This window comes from Streptococcus sp. 5346, assembly GCF_013277455.1.
In the GTDB taxonomy this organism is placed as follows: Bacteria; Bacillota; Bacilli; order Lactobacillales; family Streptococcaceae; genus Streptococcus.
Map to the genome: position 1 here is coordinate 13,667 of NZ_VMMY01000009.1, position 18,040 is coordinate 31,706.

Below are 18,040 nucleotides of genomic sequence, written 5' to 3' on the forward strand. Positions count from 1 at the left end.
TGATTTACAAGCGGACACATCAGTGAATTTGTTGAAGATTTTCAAAAGAATTTTTACTAAATATAGTAATTCACTTGAATCTTCTCTAAAAAGGTAGTATAATAAAAACATAGAAAACGCTTACAGGAAAGAGGAGGTATTATGGATAAAAGAGAAGCTTTGCGCACCTTTATGACAGGTGAAAATTTTCACCTTCAGCATTATCTAGGAGCACATAGGGAAGAGCTAAATGGAGAGTATGGCTATACTTTCCGTGTTTGGGCACCTAATGCTCAGGCTGTTCACTTGGTTGGTGATTTTACCAACTGGATTGAGGGTCAGATTCCAATGGTAAGAAATGACTTTGGAGTCTGGGAAGTCTTTACCAATATGGCTCAAGAAGGGCATATTTACAAATATCATGTCACACGTCAAAATGGTCATCAACTGATGAAGATTGACCCTTTTGCTGTCAGATATGAGGCTCGTCCAGGAACAGGGGCAATCGTAACAGAGCTTCCTGAGAAGAAATGGAAGGATGGACTTTGGCTGGCACGAAGAAAACGTTGGGGCTTTGCTGAACGTCCTGTCAATATCTATGAAGTTCACGCTGGATCATGGAAAAGAAATCCTGATGGTAGTCCTTATAGTTTTGCCCAGCTCAAGGATGAACTCATTCCTTATCTCGTTGAAATGAACTATACTCATATTGAGTTTATGCCCTTGATGTCCCACCCTTTGGGGTTGAGTTGGGGTTATCAGCTTATGGGTTACTTCGCTTTAGAGCATGCTTATGGTAGACCAGAGGAGTTTCAAGATTTTGTCGAGGAGTGTCATATCCATAATATTGGGGTTATCGTAGACTGGGTACCTGGTCACTTTACCATCAATGATGATGCCTTAGCCTATTATGATGGGACACCGACTTTTGAGTACCAAGACCATAATAAGGCTCATAACTATGGTTGGGGCGCTCTCAATTTTGACCTTGGAAAAAATGAAGTCCAGTCCTTCTTGATTTCTTGTATTAAGCATTGGATCGATGTCTATCATTTGGATGGTATTCGTGTGGATGCTGTTAGCAACATGCTCTATTTGGACTATGATGATGCTCCATGGACACCTAACAAAGATGGGGGAAATCTCAACTATGAAGGTTATTATTTCCTTCAACGCTTGAATGACATTATTAAGTTAGAATATCCAGATGTGATGATGATTGCAGAAGAAAGTTCGTCTGCAACCAAGATTACGGGAATGAAAGAGCTTGGTGGTCTAGGATTTGACTACAAATGGAACATGGGCTGGATGAATGATATCCTCCGTTTCTACGAAGAAGACCCAATTTACCGTAAGTATGACTTTAATTTGGTGACTTTTAGCTTTATGTATGTTTTCAATGAAAACTATCTCTTGCCATTCTCGCACGATGAAGTGGTTCATGGCAAGAAGAGTATGATGCATAAGATGTGGGGAGATCGTTACAATCAATTCGCAGGCTTGCGCAATCTCTACACTTACCAAATTTGTCACCCTGGTAAGAAATTGCTCTTCATGGGTAGCGAATATGGTCAATTCCTAGAATGGAAATCTGAAGAACAGTTGGAATGGTCTAACCTAGAAGACCCAATGAATGCTAAGATGAAGTATTTCACTTCTCAGCTAAACCAGTTTTACAAAGACAACCGCTGTCTGTGGGAAATTGATACCAGCTATGATAGTATTGAAATCATTGATGCGGATAATCGAGACCAGAGTGTTCTTTCCTTTATTCGTAAGGGTAAGAAGGGCGACATGCTAGTCTGCGTCTTTAATATGGCACCTGTTGAACGAAGAGATTTTACAATCGGACTACCCGTTGCAGGAATTTACGAAGAAGTCTGGAATACTGAGCTAGAAGAGTGGGGAGGCGTTTGGAAAGAACATAATCAAACTGTTCAAACGCAAGGAGGACTATGGAAAGATTATGAGCAGACCTTAACCTTTACCCTACCGGCTATGGGAGCTAGTGTATGGAAAATCAAACGCCGCTTGAAACCTACTAAAACCGTCACAAGTAAAAACCAAAAAGGAGTAGAAAATGAAGAATGAAATGTTAGCTTTGATTCTTGCTGGTGGGCAAGGAACTCGTCTCGGTAAACTCACTCAAAGTATTGCAAAACCAGCTGTGCAATTTGGTGGGCGCTACCGCATCATTGACTTTGCCCTATCAAACTGTGCCAACTCAGGGATTCATAATGTTGGGGTCATTACACAGTATCAACCACTTGCTCTCAACAACCATATTGGGAATGGTTCAAGTTGGGGCTTAGACGGTATTAATTCAGGTGTCTCTATTCTTCAACCTTATTCTGCAAGTGAAGGAAATCGTTGGTTTGAGGGGACTAGTCACGCTATTTACCAAAATATCGACTATATCGACAGTGTCAACCCTGAGTATGTCTTGATTTTGTCTGGGGACCATATCTATAAAATGGACTATGATGATATGCTCCAATCTCATAAGGATAATAATGCCAGCTTGACAGTAGCAGTTCTTGATGTTCCTCTTAAAGAAGCTAGCCGTTTCGGTATCATGAATACCGATGCTAATAATCGTATTGTTGAATTTGAAGAAAAACCAGCTCAACCTAAATCTACAAAAGCTTCTATGGGTATTTACATCTTTGATTGGCAACGTCTGCGCAATATGTTAGTCGCTGCTGAAAAGAGCAATGTAGATATGTCAGACTTTGGTAAAAATGTCATTCCGAATTACCTTGAGTCAGGTGAAAGTGTTTATGCTTACGAATTTAGCGGTTACTGGAAAGATGTTGGTACCATTGAGTCTCTTTGGGAAGCGAACATGGAGTACATTTCTCCAGAGAATGCCTTGGATAGTCGTAACCGTCAATGGAAGATTTACTCAAGAAACTTGATTTCACCACCAAACTTCCTCGGGGCAAATGCTGATGTGGAAGACTCATTAGTTGTAGACGGATGTTTCGTTGATGGAACTGTTAAACATTCTATCCTTTCAACAGGCGCGCAAGTTCGCGAAGGAGCGGAAGTTGTTGATTCAGTTATCATGAGTGGAGCTATCATTGGTCAAGGAGCTAAGATTAAACGTGCCATTATTGGTGAAGGTGCGATTATTTCTGACGGTGTCGAAATTGATGGAACAGATGAAGTACAAGTTGTAGGATATAATGAAGTAGTGGGGGTAGCAACAGATGAAGATTGATAAATATTCTGCCATTTTAGGAAATACAGTTGGTTTTCATGATATGTCGACATTGACGGACCACCGTCCAGTAGCAAGTTTGCCATTTGGTGGGAAATATCGTTTGATTGACTTCCCGCTTTCTAGTCTTGCTAATGCAGGTGTTCGTAGCGTCTTTGGTATTTTCCAGCAGGATAATATCAGCTCAGTCTTTGACCATATTCGTTCAGGACGCGAGTGGGGCTTATCAACTCTTCTTAGCCATTACTATCTAGGAATTTATAATACACGCGTTGAGAGTAGCACAGTTGGAAAAGAATACTACCAACAGCTTCTTACTTATTTAAAACGCTCTGGGTCAAACCAAACAGTTTCCCTCAACTGTGATGTTCTAATTAACATCGATTTGAACCAAGTTTTCCATCTACATAGTACAACAAAAGGACCTATCACTGTAGTTTATAAAAAACTAGCTAAGAAAGATATTTCAGAAGTAAATGCAATCTTAGAAGTGGATGAAACAGACCATGTTCTTTCTCATAAACTCTTTGATAGCAAGTCAACAGCTGAAACGTTCAATATGTCTACAGATATCTTTGTCGTTGATACACCGTGGTTGATTGAACGCTTGGAAGAAGAAGCTAAAAAAGAACATCCAGAGAAGTTGCGTTATGTTTTACGGGATTTGGCTGCAAAAGAGGGAGCTTTCGCCTACGAGTACACAGGTTATCTGGCAAATATTCACTCTGTAGAGTCTTATTATCAAGCTAATAAAGATATGCTTGAATCACAGAAATTCTATTCTCTCTTCTCACCAAATCAAAAGGTTTATACAAAGGTTAAGAACGAAGAACCCACTTACTACGCTAATACATCTAAGGTAAGTACTTCTCAGTTTGCTTCTGGTAGTATCATTGAAGGTCAAGTGACTAATTCTGTTCTATCACGTAATATTCATGTCCATAAGGATAGCCTGGTGAAAGATAGCCTGCTCTTCCCTCGTGTTGTGATTGGAGAAGGAGCTCAGGTCGAATATGCTATCTTGGACAAGGGTGTTGAAGTTGAGCCTGGTGTTGTGATTCGAGGAACTGCAGAACATCCAGTTGTCGTTAAGAAAGGTAGCAAAGTAACAGAGGATATTCATTCATGAAAATTTTATTTGTAGCAGCAGAGGGTGCACCCTTTTCAAAAACAGGTGGTTTGGGAGATGTCATTGGCGCTCTTCCCAAATCACTGGTAAAAGCGGGACATGAAGTTGCAGTGATTTTACCCTACTATGACATGGTAGAGGCTAAATTTGGAAATCAGATTGAAGATGTTCTTCATTTTGAGGTGAGTGTTGGTTGGCGCAGACAGTACTGTGGAATTAAGAAAACCGTCTTAAACGGTGTAACCTTCTACTTTATTGACAGCCAATATTATTTCTTCCGTGGCCATGTTTACGGTGATTTTGACGATGGGGAACGCTTTGCTTTCTTCCAACTGGCTGCCATTGAGGCTATGGAAAAGATTGACTTTATTCCTGATCTTCTCCATGCTCATGACTACCATACAGCTATGATTCCTTTCTTGTTAAAGGAAAAATACCGTTGGATTCAAGCCTATGAGGGCATTAAAACAGTTTTGACCATTCATAATTTGGAATTTCAAGGACAATTTTCAGAAGGAATGTTATGGGATTTGTTTGGAGTAGGCTTTGAACGGTATGCTGATGGTACCCTTCGCTGGAACAACTGTCTGAACTGGATGAAGGCTGGTATTCTTTATGCTGACCGTGTTTCAACCGTTTCACCTAGCTATGCTCATGAAATTATGACTAGTCAGTTCGGATGTAACTTGGATCAGATTCTTCGAATGGAGTCTGGTAAGGTATCTGGTATCGTGAATGGGATTGATGCTGATCTTTATAATCCTCAGACGGATGCTCTTTTAGACTATCATTTCAATCAGGAAGATTTGTCTGGGAAAGCCCAAAACAAGGCAAAATTACAAGAGAGAGTTGGCTTGCCAGTTAGAGCTGACGTTCCACTGGTGGGAATTGTTTCTCGTTTGACACGTCAAAAAGGTTTTGATGTGGTGGTAGAAAGTCTTCACCATATCTTGCAAAATGATGTTCAGATTGTTCTTTTGGGAACTGGAGATCCAGCCTTTGAAGGAGCTTTCTCATGGTTTGCTCAGATTTACCCAGACAAGCTATCAGCAAATATCACTTTTGATGTCAAACTTGCTCAAGAAATCTACGCTGCTTGTGATCTCTTCCTCATGCCAAGTCGTTTTGAACCGTGTGGCTTGTCTCAAATGATGGCTATGCGTTATGGAACCTTGCCATTGGTCCATGAAGTTGGTGGCTTGCGAGATACCGTTCGCGCTTTCAATCCAATCGAAGGAAGCGGTACTGGTTTTAGCTTTGACAATCTATCTCCTTATTGGTTAAATTGGACTTTCCAAACAGCTTTGGACTTGTATAGAAACCATCCTGACGTTTGGAGAGATCTACAAAAACAAGCTATGGAGTGTGATTTCTCATGGGATACAGCCTGCAAGTCATACCTTGACTTGTACCATAGTTTAGTTAATTAATAGATAAAATCGTATGATGCCTTCATACGATTTTTAGGCTATTTAGAGAGGAGAACTGATGTCTCAAGTAAAAGGCTTGTGTGTGTTGGATGTGGATGGAACCTTAATCCTAGAAGAAGTGATTGATTTGTTGGGAAGAGAGGCAGGTCGTGAGGCGGAAATTGCGCAGATTACAAGTCAGGCAATGCGAGGAGAGATAGACTTTGAAAGCAGTTTACGAAAAAGAGTGTCCTTCTTGGAAGGTCTTCCTGATTCGGTCTTTGATAACGTCTTCAACTCAATTCATCTATCGCTAAATGCACAGAAATTTATCTCTATTCTCCAAAAGAATGAAATCCTAGTTGGTCTAGTGTCCGGTGGATTTACTCCAATAGTTGAGAGATTAGCAAAATCACTTGGCATTGCCTATTTCTCTGCCAATCAACTTGAAGTCAAAGATGGTCTTCTAACAGGAAAATTAGTTGGACAAATTATCAGTCCTGAGGTCAAAAAAGAGATTCTGGAAAAATGGAGAGAGAAACTGAAACTTCCTAGAGAAAGAACAGTTGCAATCGGTGATGGGGCCAATGACCTATTAATGTTGAAGTCATCAGGACTGGGAATCGCCTTTTGTGCAAAAGAAGTACTCAGAAAAGAAATACCACATCATGTTGACAAGAGAGATTTTTTAGAAGTACTTCCTTTGATTGCCTATTTAGAATGAGGGAAAATATGAAGATTGTAATTGCACCAGATTCGTTTAAGGAAAGCTTGTCCGCTGAAGAGGTAGCTGAAGCAATAAAAAGAGGCTTCCAACAATCGATAGCAGATGTAGACTGTCTCCTCTGCCCTGTTGGTGATGGGGGAGAAGGTACTGTAGATGCTATCCGACATTCTCTTGACCTAGAAGAAAAATGGATCCAAGTGACAGGCCCTTTTGGCCAAAAAGAATCCATGCGCTATTTTCAAAAAGGGGAACTGGCACTATTTGAAGTAGCTGACTTGGTCGGCCTTGGAAAAATTCCTCTGGAGAAACGAAATCCACTACAAATCCAAACTCGTGGTATTGGAGAATTGATTTGCCACCTCATTGCTCAAGGGATTAAAGAAATTTATACTGGCGTTGGTGGCACAGCCAGTAATGACGGTGGTATAGGTATTGCTGCTGCTTTAGGTTATCAATTTTATGATAGGGATGGAAATGCCTTACCCGCTTGCGGTCAATCCTTACTAAACCTAGCTTCTGTTTCAACAGAAAATTGCTATAAAACTCCTGAAGATGTTCACATTCGTATTTTAGCAGACGTCGTGAGTCCCTTATGTGGACACCAAGGGGCGACCTACACGTTTGGCAAACAAAAAGGCCTAGATCCTACTATGTTTGAGGATGTAGATCAGGTGATACAAAATTTTTATGAAAAAGTCTCCCCTGCAACATTGGAACTTAAAGGAGCAGGAGCTGGCGGAGGCATTGCTGGCGGTTTGTGTGCCTTTGCTCAGGCAAGTATCGTGTCGGGAATTGATACCTGCTTGAATCTAATCAACTTTGATAAGAAAGTTTCAGATGCTGACTTGCTGATTGTTGGAGAAGGAAGACTAGATTGTCAAAGCTTTGCTGGGAAAACGCCTATAGGTGTTGCAAAAAGAACCCCTGTTGGAGTTCCTGTTATTGCTATTTGCGGTAGTCTTGCTGAAGATTTACCTTCCCTACCATTTGAAAATATCCAAGCTGCCTTTTCTATTTTGGAGAAAAGTGAACCTTTAGCAGATAGTTTGAAAAATGCCAGTCTCTATCTGGAGCGCACGGCCGCCAATATCGGGTACTTATTAACTATGCGCAAGATTTAGCCAAACCATTTTTTCCATAAGGATGTTTTGGATTGTTCTTCCTTTTTAACTTCCCAAAGTTTTGCAAAAGCAAGTCGAAGGTTCTTTTCTTCTACTTGAACGGGTGCATTGGTGTGGATAATCAGGCCAAAAGGAGAAGAAGCGTGGTCTTCAGATACAATGGTCGCTTGACTATCAGTTTCTTTTGCTTCTTTTAAGTAGAAAACTTGTTTGTCAAATTCGATAGTTGGTGAAATCTTCACAAAAAGTGGCTCTGCTTTTTCCTGAAGATTTTCTAAAATAGATAAAAAACCTTTTTCTAACTGAGGGCTATTTGCTGTGTCAATATCTGCATATCCAAGAACTCTTTCTTCAAAGGTACCAAGATAGCGTCTTTGCTCATCCGGATTTAATTTTGGCCCACCATGAGCTTTTTCAAGTAATTGTTTTGATAAATCTGTCATGAAAACAGTATATCATAAAAGTTAGAATAAAACAGACAAAAGAAAGCGATTACTTTATAAAGTTAAGGAAAATTTGCACAAAGATAACGTTTTTTCTTGAAAAAGGAGGGGTTTTAAGGTATTATAGAGGTGTAAAAAATTTAACTCATAAGGAGAGTAAAAAATGTCAATTATTACTGATGTTTACGCTCGCGAAGTCCTAGACTCACGCGGTAACCCAACACTTGAAGTAGAAGTTTACACTGAATCAGGTGCTTTCGGACGTGGTATGGTTCCATCAGGAGCTTCTACTGGTGAACACGAAGCAGTTGAACTTCGCGACGGTGACAAATCTCGTTACGGTGGTCTTGGTACACAAAAAGCTGTTGACAACGTAAACAACATCATTGCTGAAGCTATCATCGGCTACGATGTACGTGATCAACAAGCTATCGACCGTGCTATGATCGCTCTTGACGGTACTCCTAACAAAGGTAAATTGGGTGCGAATGCAATCCTTGGTGTGTCTATCGCTGTAGCTCGTGCTGCTGCTGACTACCTTGAAATCCCACTTTACAGCTACCTTGGTGGATTCAACACTAAAGTTCTTCCAACTCCAATGATGAACATCATCAACGGTGGTTCTCACTCAGATGCTCCAATCGCTTTCCAAGAGTTCATGATCTTGCCAGTTGGTGCTCCAACATTTAAAGAAGCTCTTCGTTACGGTGCTGAAATCTTCCACGCTCTTAAGAAAATCCTTAAATCACGTGGTTTGGAAACTGCCGTAGGTGACGAAGGTGGATTCGCTCCTCGTTTCGAAGGAACTGAAGACGGTGTTGAAACTATCCTTGCTGCGATCGAAGCTGCTGGATATGTTCCAGGTAAAGACGTATTTATCGGATTTGACTGTGCTTCATCAGAATTCTACGATAAAGAACGTAAAGTTTACGACTATACTAAATTTGAAGGTGAAGGCGCTGCTGTTCGTACATCTGCAGAACAAATCGACTACCTTGAAGAATTGGTTAACAAATACCCAATCATCACTATCGAAGATGGTATGGATGAAAACGACTGGGACGGTTGGAAAGCTCTTACTGAACGTCTTGGTGGTAAAGTTCAATTGGTTGGTGACGACTTCTTCGTAACAAACACTTCTTACCTTGAAAAAGGTATTGCAGAAGGTGCTGCTAACTCAATCCTTATCAAAGTTAACCAAATCGGTACTCTTACTGAAACATTCGACGCTATCGAAATGGCAAAAGAAGCTGGTTACACTGCCGTTGTATCACACCGTTCAGGTGAAACTGAAGATTCAACAATCGCTGACATTGCAGTTGCAACTAACGCAGGACAAATCAAGACTGGTTCACTTTCACGTACAGACCGTATCGCTAAATACAACCAATTGCTTCGCATCGAAGACCAACTTGGTGAAGTAGCTGAATACCGTGGATTGAAATCATTCTACAACCTTAAGAAATAATCGTTGATTTAACAACGTTTCTAGCCCCTCGGATTTTATCCGAAGGGCTATTTTTGTATTTAGGGGGCAAAAAAGGGGGCAATAGCGCTTCGAGAAAGATTATACTCTTCGAAAATCTCTTCAAAGCACGTCAATATCGCCTTGCCGTAGGTATAGGTAACTGACTTCGTCAGTTCTATCCACAACCTCAAAACAGTGTTTTGAGCTGACTTCGTCAGTTCTATCTACAACCTCAAAGCAGTGCTTTGAGCAACCTGCGGCTAGTTTCCTCTTTGATTTTCATTGAGTATTAGTAATTCAGTTACTAACTCGTCAACTCTGATTTATCCAATAAAATTGAAAAGTATGGAAAAAAGGATAAATTTATGATATACTTTATTTCAAAGACCTTATTAGAAATCTTGAAAGAGTATTGAAAACTTAGAATGAGAAAAATTGTTATCAATGGTGGATTACCACTGCAAGGTGAAATCACTATTAGTGGTGCTAAAAATAGTGTTGTAGCCTTAATTCCGGCTATTATCTTGGCTGATGATGTGGTGACTTTGGATTGCGTTCCAGATATTTCGGATGTAGCAAGTCTTGTCGAAATCATGGAATTGATGGGAGCTACTATTAAGCGTTATGACGATGTATTGGAGATTGATCCAAGAGGTGTTCAAAATATTCCAATGCCTTATGGGAAAATTAATAGTCTTCGTGCATCTTACTATTTTTATGGGAGCCTCTTAGGCCGTTTTGGTGAAGCGACAGTTGGTTTACCGGGAGGATGTGATCTTGGTCCTCGTCCGATTGACTTACACCTTAAGGCTTTTGAAGCTATGGGTGCCACTGTTAGCTACGAGGGAGATAACATGAAGTTATCTGCTAAAGATACAGGACTTCATGGTGCAAGTATTTACATGGACACGGTTAGTGTAGGGGCAACGATTAATACGATGATTGCTGCGGTTAAAGCGAATGGTCGTACTATTATTGAAAATGCAGCCCGTGAACCTGAAATTATTGATGTAGCTACCCTCTTGAATAATATGGGTGCTCATATCCGTGGGGCAGGAACTAATATCATCATTATTGATGGTGTTGAAAGATTACATGGAACCCGTCATCAGGTGATTCCAGATCGTATTGAAGCTGGAACATATATTTCTTTAGCTGCTGCAGTCGGCAAGGGGATTCGTATAAATAATGTTCTTTACGAACACCTAGAAGGATTTATTGCTAAGTTGGAAGAAATGGGAGTGAGAATGACTGTATCTGAAGACAGCATTTTTGTCGAAGAGCAGTCTAATTTGAAAGCAATCAATATTAAGACAGCTCCTTACCCAGGCTTTGCAACTGATTTGCAACAACCGCTTACCCCTCTTTTACTAACAGCTAATGGTCGTGGTACAATTGTCGATACGATTTACGAAAAACGTGTAAATCATGTTTTTGAACTAGCAAAGATGGATGCGGACATTTCGACAACAAATGGTCATATTTTGTACACGGGTGGACGTAATTTGCGTGGGGCAAGTGTTAAAGCGACTGACTTAAGAGCTGGTGCAGCTTTGGTTATTGCTGGTTTGATGGCCGAGGGACAAACTGAAATTACCAATATCGAGTTTATCTTACGTGGTTATTCTGATATTATCGAAAAATTACGTAATCTAGGAGCGGATATTACACTTGTTGAGGATTAAACCGTAGAGGTGTTTATGAATATTTGGACCAAATTAGCAATGTTTTCTTTTTTTGAAACGGATCGCTTGTATTTGCGTCCTTTCTTTTTTAGTGATAGTCATGACTTCCATGAGATAGCTTCGAATCCAGAAAATCTTCAATTTATTTTCCCGACTCAGGCAAGTCTGGAAGAGAGCCAATATGCGTTGGCCAATTACTTTATGAAGTCCCCTTTGGGAGTATGGGCTATTTGTGACAAGAAAACTGAAAAAATGATTGGTTCTGTTAAGTTTGAAAAGTTAGATGAAATCAAAAAAGAAGCAGAACTTGGCTATTTTTTGAGAAAAGATGCTTGGTCGCAAGGATTTATGACAGAGGTTGTTAGAAAAATTTGTCAACTTTCTTTTGAAGAATTTGGCTTAAAACAATTATCCATCATTACCCACCTTGAAAATGAAGCTAGTCAACGGGTTGCCCTTAAGTCTGGATTTCGATTGATTCGTCAGTTTAAAGGAAGTGATCGCTATACAAGGAAAATGCGAGATTATCTTGAGTTTCGCTTTGTAAAGGGAGAAGTTAATGAGTAAACACCAAGAAATTCTAAGCTATTTGGAGGAATTACCAGTAGGTAAAAGGGTCAGTGTTCGTAGCATTTCAAACCATCTGGGAGTCAGTGATGGAACTGCCTATCGCGCTATCAAGGAAGCTGAAAACCGTGGAATTGTGGAGACCCGTCCTAGAAGTGGAACAATTCGTGTTAAATCCCAGAAAGTTGCTATAGAGAGATTAACTTTTGCTGAAATTGCAGAAGTGACTTCTTCTGAGGTTCTGGCTGGGCAAGAAGGTTTAGAGAGAGAATTTAGTAAGTTTTCAATCGGTGCTATGACCGAACAAAATATTTTGTCTTACCTTCATGATGGGGGACTCTTGATTGTCGGAGACCGTACCCGTATCCAACTGTTAGCACTTGAAAATGAAAATGCCGTTCTGGTTACAGGTGGATTTCAGGTTCATGATGATGTTCTTAAACTGGCCAATCAAAAAGGAATTCCTGTTCTGAGAAGCAAGCATGACACTTTCACTGTTGCGACTATGATTAATAAAGCCTTGTCAAATGTCCAAATCAAGACTGATATTTTGACAGTTGAGAAGCTTTATCGTCCAAGTCATGAGTATGGTTTTCTGAGAGAGACTGACACTGTTAAAGATTATTTGGACTTAGTACGTAAGAATCGTAGCAGTCGTTTCCCAGTTATAAATCAACATCAGGTTGTGGTGGGAGTTGTTACCATGAGAGATGCAGGTGACAAGTCACCAAGTACGACAATTGACAAGGTCATGTCTCGTAGTCTATTTTTAGTTGGATTATCGACAAATATTGCTAATGTGAGTCAACGGATGATTGCTGAAGACTTTGAAATGGTACCAGTTGTTCGAAATAATCAAACCTTGCTTGGGGTTGTAACCAGACGAGATGTCATGGAGAAAATGAGTCGTTCCCAAGTTTCGGCTCTACCGACTTTTTCTGAGCAGATTGGTCAAAAACTTTCTTATCACCATGATGAAGTCGTCATTACAGTGGAACCCTTTATGTTAGAGAAGAACGGTGTTTTGGCTAATGGTGTATTGGCAGAAATTCTGACCCACATGACTCAAGATTTAGTTGTGAATAGTGGGCGCAATCTCATCATCGAGCAGATGTTAATCTACTTTTTGCAGGCTGTTCAGATAGATGATACACTGCGCATTCAAGCACGCATTATCCATCATACGAGACGATCAGCTATTATTGATTACGATATTTATCATGGTCATCAGATTGTTTCAAAAGCAAATGTGACCGTTAAAATTAATTAGAAACTAGGAGAAATAATGATAACATTAAAATCAGCTCGTGAAATCGAAGCTATGGACAAGGCTGGTGATTTTCTAGCAAGTATTCATATCGGCTTACGTGATTTGATTAAGCCTGGCGTAGATATGTGGGAAGTTGAAGAATATGTTCGCCGTCGTTGTAAGGAAGAAAATTTCCTTCCGCTTCAGATTGGTGTTGACGGTGCTATAATGGACTATCCTTATGCTACCTGCTGCTCTCTTAATGATGAAGTGGCTCATGCTTTCCCTCGTCACTATATCTTGAAAGATGGTGATTTGCTCAAAGTTGATATGGTTTTGGGAGGTCCTATTGCTAAATCTGACCTGAATGTCTCAAAATTAAACTTCAACAATGTGGAGCAAATGAAGAAATACACTCAGAGCTATTCTGGTGGTCTTGCAGACTCATGTTGGGCTTATGCTGTTGGTACACCGTCCGAAGAAGTGAAAAATTTGATGGATGTAACCAAAGAAGCCATGTATAAGGGAATTGAGCAAGCTGTTGTTGGAAATCGTATCGGTGATATCGGTGCGGCTATTCAAGAATACGCTGAAAGTCGTGGTTACGGTGTAGTGCGTGATTTGGTTGGTCATGGTGTTGGCCCAACCATGCACGAAGAACCAATGGTTCCGAACTATGGTATTGCAGGTCGTGGACTCCGTCTTCGTGAAGGAATGGTCTTGACTATTGAACCGATGATCAATACAGGTGACTGGGAAATTAATACAGATATGAAAACTGGTTGGGCGCATAAGACCATCGATGGTGGATTGTCATGTCAGTATGAACACCAATTCGTGATTACGAAAGATGGTCCTGTTATCTTGACTAGTCAAGGTGAAGAAGGAACTTATTAATAGAAAGCGGAAATACTGCTGGAAATTCATTTTGTTAGAAAACCCATTAAATCTTTTCATAAAAAACGCATTGTATCAAGCTTTTAATGCCTGGTATAATGCGTTTTTCTGATTTTAAAAACATAATTCTTCTAAAATAGTACACTTCAGGTTAAAAAAACGACATTTTAGATTTTCTGTTCCAGAAATAGCTATCGCTATGATATAATTATTTTATGATTATTACTATTCCTATAAAAAACCAAAAAGATATTGGCACACCATCTGATTCAGTCGTTGTTCTCGGCTATTTTGATGGTATACACAAGGGGCATCAAGAATTATTTCGCGTTGCCAATAAGGCTGCGAGAAAAGATTTATTACCTATCGTCGTTATGACCTTTAATGAATCTCCAAAGATTGCTTTAGAGCCCTATCATCCGGATCTGTTTTTGCATATTTTGAACCCTGCTGAACGTGAAAGAAAATTAAAACGTGAAGGCGTAGAAGAATTATATCTCCTTGATTTTAGTAGTCAATTCGCTAGTCTCACGGCAGAAGAATTTTTTGCAACTTATATCAAGGCTATGAATGCCAAAATTATTGTTGCAGGTTTTGATTATACATTTGGTTCTGATCAAAAAACGGCAGAAGACTTAAAGGATTACTTTGATGGAGAAGTCATTATCGTTCCACCTGTAGAAGATGAGAAAGGAAAGATTAGTTCAACTCGTATCCGTCAAGCTATTTTAGATGGAAATGTGAAAGAAGCAGGAGAACTTTTGGGGGCACCGCTTCCATCAAGAGGGATGGTGGTTCATGGCAATGCTCGTGGTCGTACGATTGGTTATCCAACAGCTAATTTGGTGCTTTTAGATCGTACTTATATGCCAGCAGATGGCGTTTATGTCGTTGATGTTGAGATTCAAAGACAGAAGTATCGTGCTATGGCTAGTGTCGGGAAAAATGTGACCTTTGATGGAGAAGAAGCACGTTTTGAAGTCAATATTTTTGATTTTAATCAAGATATTTATGGGGAAACCGTCATGGTTTATTGGCTTGATCGCATTCGAGATATGACCAAATTTGACTCAGTTGACCAATTAGTGGATCAGTTAAAAGCTGATGAAGAAGTAGCTCGGAATTGGTCTTAAGAGTTTTGGTAATTAAAAAAGAGGTTGTTTGTAACCCAAAAGGTAGATGAATTAGTCTAACTTTTGAGGTCACTACACTACCTCTTTTTATTCTTTTTCAAAGGTAAATCCTTCTCCAAGGATTTCGTGGGCTTCTGTAATGGTTATAAAGGCTTGCGGATCGATTCGATGAATCATTTCCTTCATTTTCACAATCTCATTCCTACCGACAATACAGTAGATAATCTTCAAATCTTTTTGACTATAGTAGCCTTGACCAGAAATAAAAGTAACGCCTCTACCTAGGTCATCATTAATCGCCTTAGCAAGTTGGTCAGGACGTTTTGTAATAATCATAAAGCCTTTACCTGCGTAGCCACCTTCGCCAATCAAATCAATGACACGCGAAACGATAAAATCAAATAAGAGTGTGTAGGAAACCAATCTCAAATCCTTGAAGATAAGGAGAATGAGCATGAGAATACAAAAATCTAAGATAAAGAGCAGTTTTCCCATGGATATATGAGTGTATTTATTGAGAATACGAGCTAGAATATCAGTTCCGCCAGTTGTACCACCAGCATTAAAGATAATTCCAAGACCGATTCCCAAGAGAATTCCTGCTATAAGTGCTGTGATTAGTAAATCACCTTGAAGATCAATATGAAGGGGAATACGCTCAAAAAAAGCTAACCAAGCTGACAAAGCTAAGGTTCCAAGCAAACTAGAATAGAGAGATTTTGCTCCAAATATTTTCCAAGCTAGGATGAAAAGGGGAATGTTAATCAGCAAGTTCATGAGCGAAACAGGGATTTTAAAAAGATAAAAGGTGATGAGGGTAATACCTGTCGCCCCTCCTTCAAAGAGATGATGAGGAACTACAAAATAAGTCAGCCCAAAAGCATAAATAGCAGCTCCTAATAAAATGGTTAAAATGGGGTAAATTTTTTTAATCATAGGACACCTCTTTTCTTATAAGTAGATTATATCAAATTTTTAAGGAAAATTTGAGTGACTCCATTAGGATTTTTAATCTTTTTTTGATATAATTAGAAGTAAGAAAACCAATCTGAATCCTAAAATAGAAAGATTGATACTATGACAAAAATTAAGATTGTAACCGATTCATCTGTTACTATTGAACCAGAACTAGTAAAGCAATTAGATATTACTATTGTTCCATTATCTGTAATGATTGATAATGTTGTTTATTCTGATGCTGATTTGAAAGAAGAAGGTAAATTTCTTCAGTTGATGCAAGCAAGTAAGAATCTTCCGAAAACAAGCCAGCCGCCTGTAGGTGTCTTTGCTGAAGTGTTTGAAGACCTATGCAAGGATGGTAGCCAGATTCTTGCTATTCATATGTCCCATGCTCTTTCGGGTACTGTAGAAGCAGCGCGTCAAGGTGCTAGCCTATCTACTGCCGACGTAACAGTTATTGACAGTTCCTTCACTGACCAAGCCTTGAAATTCCAAGTTGTTGAGGCTGCAAAATTAGGACAAGAAGGCAAAGATATGGAGGAAATTCTGTCTCATGTAGAAGAGGTTAAAAACCATACAGAGCTTTATATTGGTGTTTCAACTTTGGAAAATCTTGTCAAAGGTGGACGAATTGGCCGTGTAACTGGATTGTTGAGCTCACTTCTCAATATCCGTGTTGTCATGCAAATGAAAGACCATGAATTGCAGCCAATGGTTAAAGGTCGTGGAGCTAAAACTTTTAAAAAATGGTTAGATGAGTTGATAACATCGCTTTCTGAACGTTCTGTAGCAGAGATTGGAATTTCATATTCTGGTAGTGCTGATTGGGCAAAAGAGATGAAAGAAAGCTTACAAGCTTATGTTGAACAGCCAATTTCTGTTTTGGAAACGGGTTCCATTATTCAAACTCACACGGGTGAGAACGCTTGGGCTATTTTGGTACGTTACCACTCCTAAAAAAATAAAGAAAATGGGAAGAAATAGCGTTTTTAACTTGACCTAAAAGGGATTTTAGGATATGATTATATTTGTTAATTAGAAATTATTTGGAGGAATCATTAACATGGCAAACAAACAAGATTTGATCGCTAAAGTAGCAGAAGCTACAGAATTGACTAAGAAAGACTCAGCAGCAGCAGTTGAAGCTGTATTCGCAGCAGTAGCTGACTACCTTGCAGCTGGTGAAAAAGTTCAATTGATCGGTTTTGGTAACTTTGAAGTTCGTGAGCGTGCTGCACGTAAAGGTCGCAACCCACAAACTGGTAAAGAAATCACAATTGCAGCTTCTAAAGTTCCAGCATTCAAAGCTGGTAAAGCTCTTAAAGACGCTGTTAAATAATTGGCGTTCAAAAAGCCTATTGTATCAAGTTTTCGAGCTTGGTCAATAGGCTTTTTTGTGTATAGAGGGCAAAAAAGGGGCAGAATCTGAATGAATTAGTATCGGAAAAAATTCTATGTACAAAGCGAATTTATCGGCTACTTTATCTTTTATTTCACAAATATAAAATAGTGGAATGTAAACCTTTTACAGTAATGAATGTTATAAGGGAATAAGATATTGTAAAAATTGATAATGTATGATATTATAATTATATCTTAGAGAAAAAGTAAGAAGAATGAAAGGATGTAAACTTGTATGAAACATCTTATCACCATAATAGTCTGTTCAATCTCATTTCTTGTTCTATCTGCTTGCGTTAGTAAGAAAAAACTTATTCTTCCTGAACCTGAAAGTATTTCTGTAATTTCTCTGCAGAAAAAAACCTCTGAAGATGTTAAAACTATCAACAAGAGAGAAGAAATTTCAAAATTGATTGAGGAGATACAGAAACAGTCAAAATCTACCTCTTTGGAGAGTGTAAATGATCAACCGACAAATGTTAAAGATTACATCATTATCAAGTTTTATCATCAGAATGAAGAAAAGGATAGTGTAGTCTATCTATATACTAAGAAGAAAAGACAGTATATTGAGCAACCTTATGCTGGTATCTGGGAAGTAAATCCAGATATAGCTAATAGGATTGAAGAGACTTTTTCTAGTTGATTT

17 protein-coding genes are annotated in these 18,040 nt (G+C 39.2%); 15 read left to right on the forward strand and 2 right to left on the reverse strand.

Going from position 1 to position 18,040, the window contains the following annotated elements:
* The first annotated feature begins 141 nt into the window (after positions 1-141).
* From glgB to HT732_RS06030, 6 genes are read left to right on the forward strand one after another with little or no spacing between them, the layout of a single operon-like run.
* Positions 142-2,070 carry a 1,4-alpha-glucan branching protein GlgB gene (glgB, locus tag HT732_RS06005; RefSeq protein ID WP_173254320.1) on the forward strand — a complete coding sequence of 643 codons (1,929 nt, stop codon included), beginning with the start codon at positions 142-144 and terminating at the stop codon, positions 2,068-2,070.
* Complete coding sequence (locus HT732_RS06010) at positions 2,060-3,202, forward strand: glucose-1-phosphate adenylyltransferase (RefSeq protein ID WP_000787253.1); 1,143 nt, start codon at positions 2,060-2,062, stop codon at positions 3,200-3,202. Before glgB ends, HT732_RS06010 begins: the two co-directional genes overlap by 11 nt.
* A complete protein-coding gene (glgD, locus tag HT732_RS06015; RefSeq protein ID WP_173254321.1) occupies positions 3,192-4,331 on the forward strand; it encodes a glucose-1-phosphate adenylyltransferase subunit GlgD in 1,140 nt (379 codons plus the stop codon). Before HT732_RS06010 ends, glgD begins: the two co-directional genes overlap by 11 nt.
* Positions 4,328-5,761 carry a glycogen synthase GlgA gene (gene glgA / locus HT732_RS06020; RefSeq protein ID WP_173254322.1) on the forward strand — a complete coding sequence of 478 codons (1,434 nt, stop codon included), beginning with the start codon at positions 4,328-4,330 and terminating at the stop codon, positions 5,759-5,761. Before glgD ends, glgA begins: the two co-directional genes overlap by 4 nt.
* Positions 5,762-5,819: 58 nt before the next feature.
* A complete protein-coding gene (gene serB, locus HT732_RS06025) occupies positions 5,820-6,464 on the forward strand; it encodes a phosphoserine phosphatase SerB (protein ID WP_173254323.1) in 645 nt (214 codons plus the stop codon).
* 8 nt (positions 6,465-6,472) lie between these two features.
* Complete coding sequence (locus tag HT732_RS06030) at positions 6,473-7,588, forward strand: glycerate kinase (protein ID WP_173254324.1); 1,116 nt, start codon at positions 6,473-6,475, stop codon at positions 7,586-7,588.
* Here HT732_RS06030 and HT732_RS06035 read toward each other — a convergent pair.
* Complete coding sequence (locus HT732_RS06035) at positions 7,585-8,031, reverse strand: DUF1694 domain-containing protein (protein WP_057487683.1); 447 nt, start codon at positions 8,029-8,031, stop codon at positions 7,585-7,587. The two genes, HT732_RS06030 and HT732_RS06035, sit on opposite strands and share 4 nt — an antisense overlap.
* 163 nt (positions 8,032-8,194) lie before the next feature.
* Between HT732_RS06035 and eno the strand changes: the two genes are divergently transcribed.
* The 6 genes from eno (at position 8,195) to HT732_RS06065 (ending at position 15,030) form a co-directional block, all read left to right on the forward strand.
* Positions 8,195-9,499, forward strand: coding sequence for a surface-displayed alpha-enolase (gene eno, locus HT732_RS06040; protein ID WP_023939199.1), 1,305 nt, complete (start codon positions 8,195-8,197; stop codon positions 9,497-9,499).
* Positions 9,500-9,924: 425 nt separating this feature from the next.
* Positions 9,925-11,184, forward strand: a complete 1,260-nt coding sequence (locus HT732_RS06045; protein WP_173254325.1) for a UDP-N-acetylglucosamine 1-carboxyvinyltransferase — start codon at positions 9,925-9,927, stop codon at positions 11,182-11,184.
* A gap of 15 nt (positions 11,185-11,199) precedes the next feature.
* Entirely contained in the window at positions 11,200-11,751 is a 552-nt protein-coding gene (locus HT732_RS06050) for a GNAT family N-acetyltransferase (RefSeq protein WP_173254326.1), read from the forward strand.
* The gene (gene spxR / locus HT732_RS06055) at positions 11,744-13,021 is read left to right on the forward strand and encodes a CBS-HotDog domain-containing transcription factor SpxR (RefSeq protein ID WP_173254327.1); all 1,278 of its coding nucleotides are present in this window, start codon (positions 11,744-11,746) and stop codon (positions 13,019-13,021) included. Before HT732_RS06050 ends, spxR begins: the two co-directional genes overlap by 8 nt.
* 15 nt (positions 13,022-13,036) lie before the next feature.
* Positions 13,037-13,897: a methionyl aminopeptidase gene (locus tag HT732_RS06060; RefSeq protein WP_173254328.1), complete on the forward strand. Its 861-nt coding sequence runs from the start codon at positions 13,037-13,039 to the stop codon at positions 13,895-13,897.
* 215 nt (positions 13,898-14,112) lie between these two features.
* Positions 14,113-15,030, forward strand: coding sequence for a bifunctional riboflavin kinase/FAD synthetase (locus tag HT732_RS06065; RefSeq protein ID WP_000587439.1), 918 nt, complete (start codon positions 14,113-14,115; stop codon positions 15,028-15,030).
* Between the two features lie 87 nt (positions 15,031-15,117).
* On the opposite strand, the gene HT732_RS06070 is transcribed toward HT732_RS06065, so the two are convergent.
* The gene (locus tag HT732_RS06070) at positions 15,118-15,966 is read right to left on the reverse strand and encodes a YitT family protein (RefSeq protein WP_050243034.1); all 849 of its coding nucleotides are present in this window, start codon (positions 15,964-15,966) and stop codon (positions 15,118-15,120) included.
* A 141-nt stretch (positions 15,967-16,107) separates the two neighbouring features.
* Here HT732_RS06070 and HT732_RS06075 point away from each other — a divergent pair, with 141 nt between their 5' ends.
* The 3 genes from HT732_RS06075 to HT732_RS06085 all read left to right on the forward strand — a co-directional run bounded on the left by HT732_RS06075 (position 16,108) and on the right by HT732_RS06085 (position 18,037).
* Positions 16,108-16,947, forward strand: a complete 840-nt coding sequence (locus HT732_RS06075) for a DegV family protein (protein ID WP_173254329.1) — start codon at positions 16,108-16,110, stop codon at positions 16,945-16,947.
* Positions 16,948-17,053: 106 nt separating this feature from the next.
* Positions 17,054-17,329: an HU family DNA-binding protein gene (locus HT732_RS06080; protein WP_001284637.1), complete on the forward strand. Its 276-nt coding sequence runs from the start codon at positions 17,054-17,056 to the stop codon at positions 17,327-17,329.
* A gap of 297 nt (positions 17,330-17,626) precedes the next feature.
* Complete coding sequence (locus tag HT732_RS06085; RefSeq protein ID WP_173254330.1) at positions 17,627-18,037, forward strand: DUF5301 domain-containing protein; 411 nt, start codon at positions 17,627-17,629, stop codon at positions 18,035-18,037.
* Positions 18,038-18,040 lie beyond the last annotated feature (3 nt).

Bases quoted from the DNA above. Each gene is read 5' to 3' on its own strand.
- HT732_RS06080 (WP_001284637.1), top strand. From the start codon at position 17,054: ATGGCAAACAAACAAGATTTGATCGCTAAAGTAGCAGAAGCTACAGAA.
- eno (WP_023939199.1), top strand. From the start codon at position 8,195: ATGTCAATTATTACTGATGTTTACGCTCGCGAAGTCCTAGACTCACGC.
- spxR (WP_173254327.1), top strand. From the start codon at position 11,744: ATGAGTAAACACCAAGAAATTCTAAGCTATTTGGAGGAATTACCAGTA.
- HT732_RS06045 (WP_173254325.1), top strand. From the start codon at position 9,925: ATGAGAAAAATTGTTATCAATGGTGGATTACCACTGCAAGGTGAAATC.
- HT732_RS06010 (WP_000787253.1), top strand. From the start codon at position 2,060: ATGAAGAATGAAATGTTAGCTTTGATTCTTGCTGGTGGGCAAGGAACT.
- HT732_RS06065 (WP_000587439.1), top strand. From the start codon at position 14,113: ATGATTATTACTATTCCTATAAAAAACCAAAAAGATATTGGCACACCA.
- HT732_RS06070 (WP_050243034.1), bottom strand. From the start codon at position 15,966: ATGATTAAAAAAATTTACCCCATTTTAACCATTTTATTAGGAGCTGCT.
- HT732_RS06030 (WP_173254324.1), top strand. From the start codon at position 6,473: ATGAAGATTGTAATTGCACCAGATTCGTTTAAGGAAAGCTTGTCCGCT.
- serB (WP_173254323.1), top strand. From the start codon at position 5,820: ATGTCTCAAGTAAAAGGCTTGTGTGTGTTGGATGTGGATGGAACCTTA.
- HT732_RS06075 (WP_173254329.1), top strand. From the start codon at position 16,108: ATGACAAAAATTAAGATTGTAACCGATTCATCTGTTACTATTGAACCA.
- HT732_RS06050 (WP_173254326.1), top strand. From the start codon at position 11,200: ATGAATATTTGGACCAAATTAGCAATGTTTTCTTTTTTTGAAACGGAT.
- HT732_RS06060 (WP_173254328.1), top strand. From the start codon at position 13,037: ATGATAACATTAAAATCAGCTCGTGAAATCGAAGCTATGGACAAGGCT.
- HT732_RS06085 (WP_173254330.1), top strand. From the start codon at position 17,627: ATGAAACATCTTATCACCATAATAGTCTGTTCAATCTCATTTCTTGTT.
- HT732_RS06035 (WP_057487683.1), bottom strand. From the start codon at position 8,031: ATGACAGATTTATCAAAACAATTACTTGAAAAAGCTCATGGTGGGCCA.
- glgB (WP_173254320.1), top strand. From the start codon at position 142: ATGGATAAAAGAGAAGCTTTGCGCACCTTTATGACAGGTGAAAATTTT.
- glgD (WP_173254321.1), top strand. From the start codon at position 3,192: ATGAAGATTGATAAATATTCTGCCATTTTAGGAAATACAGTTGGTTTT.
- glgA (WP_173254322.1), top strand. From the start codon at position 4,328: ATGAAAATTTTATTTGTAGCAGCAGAGGGTGCACCCTTTTCAAAAACA.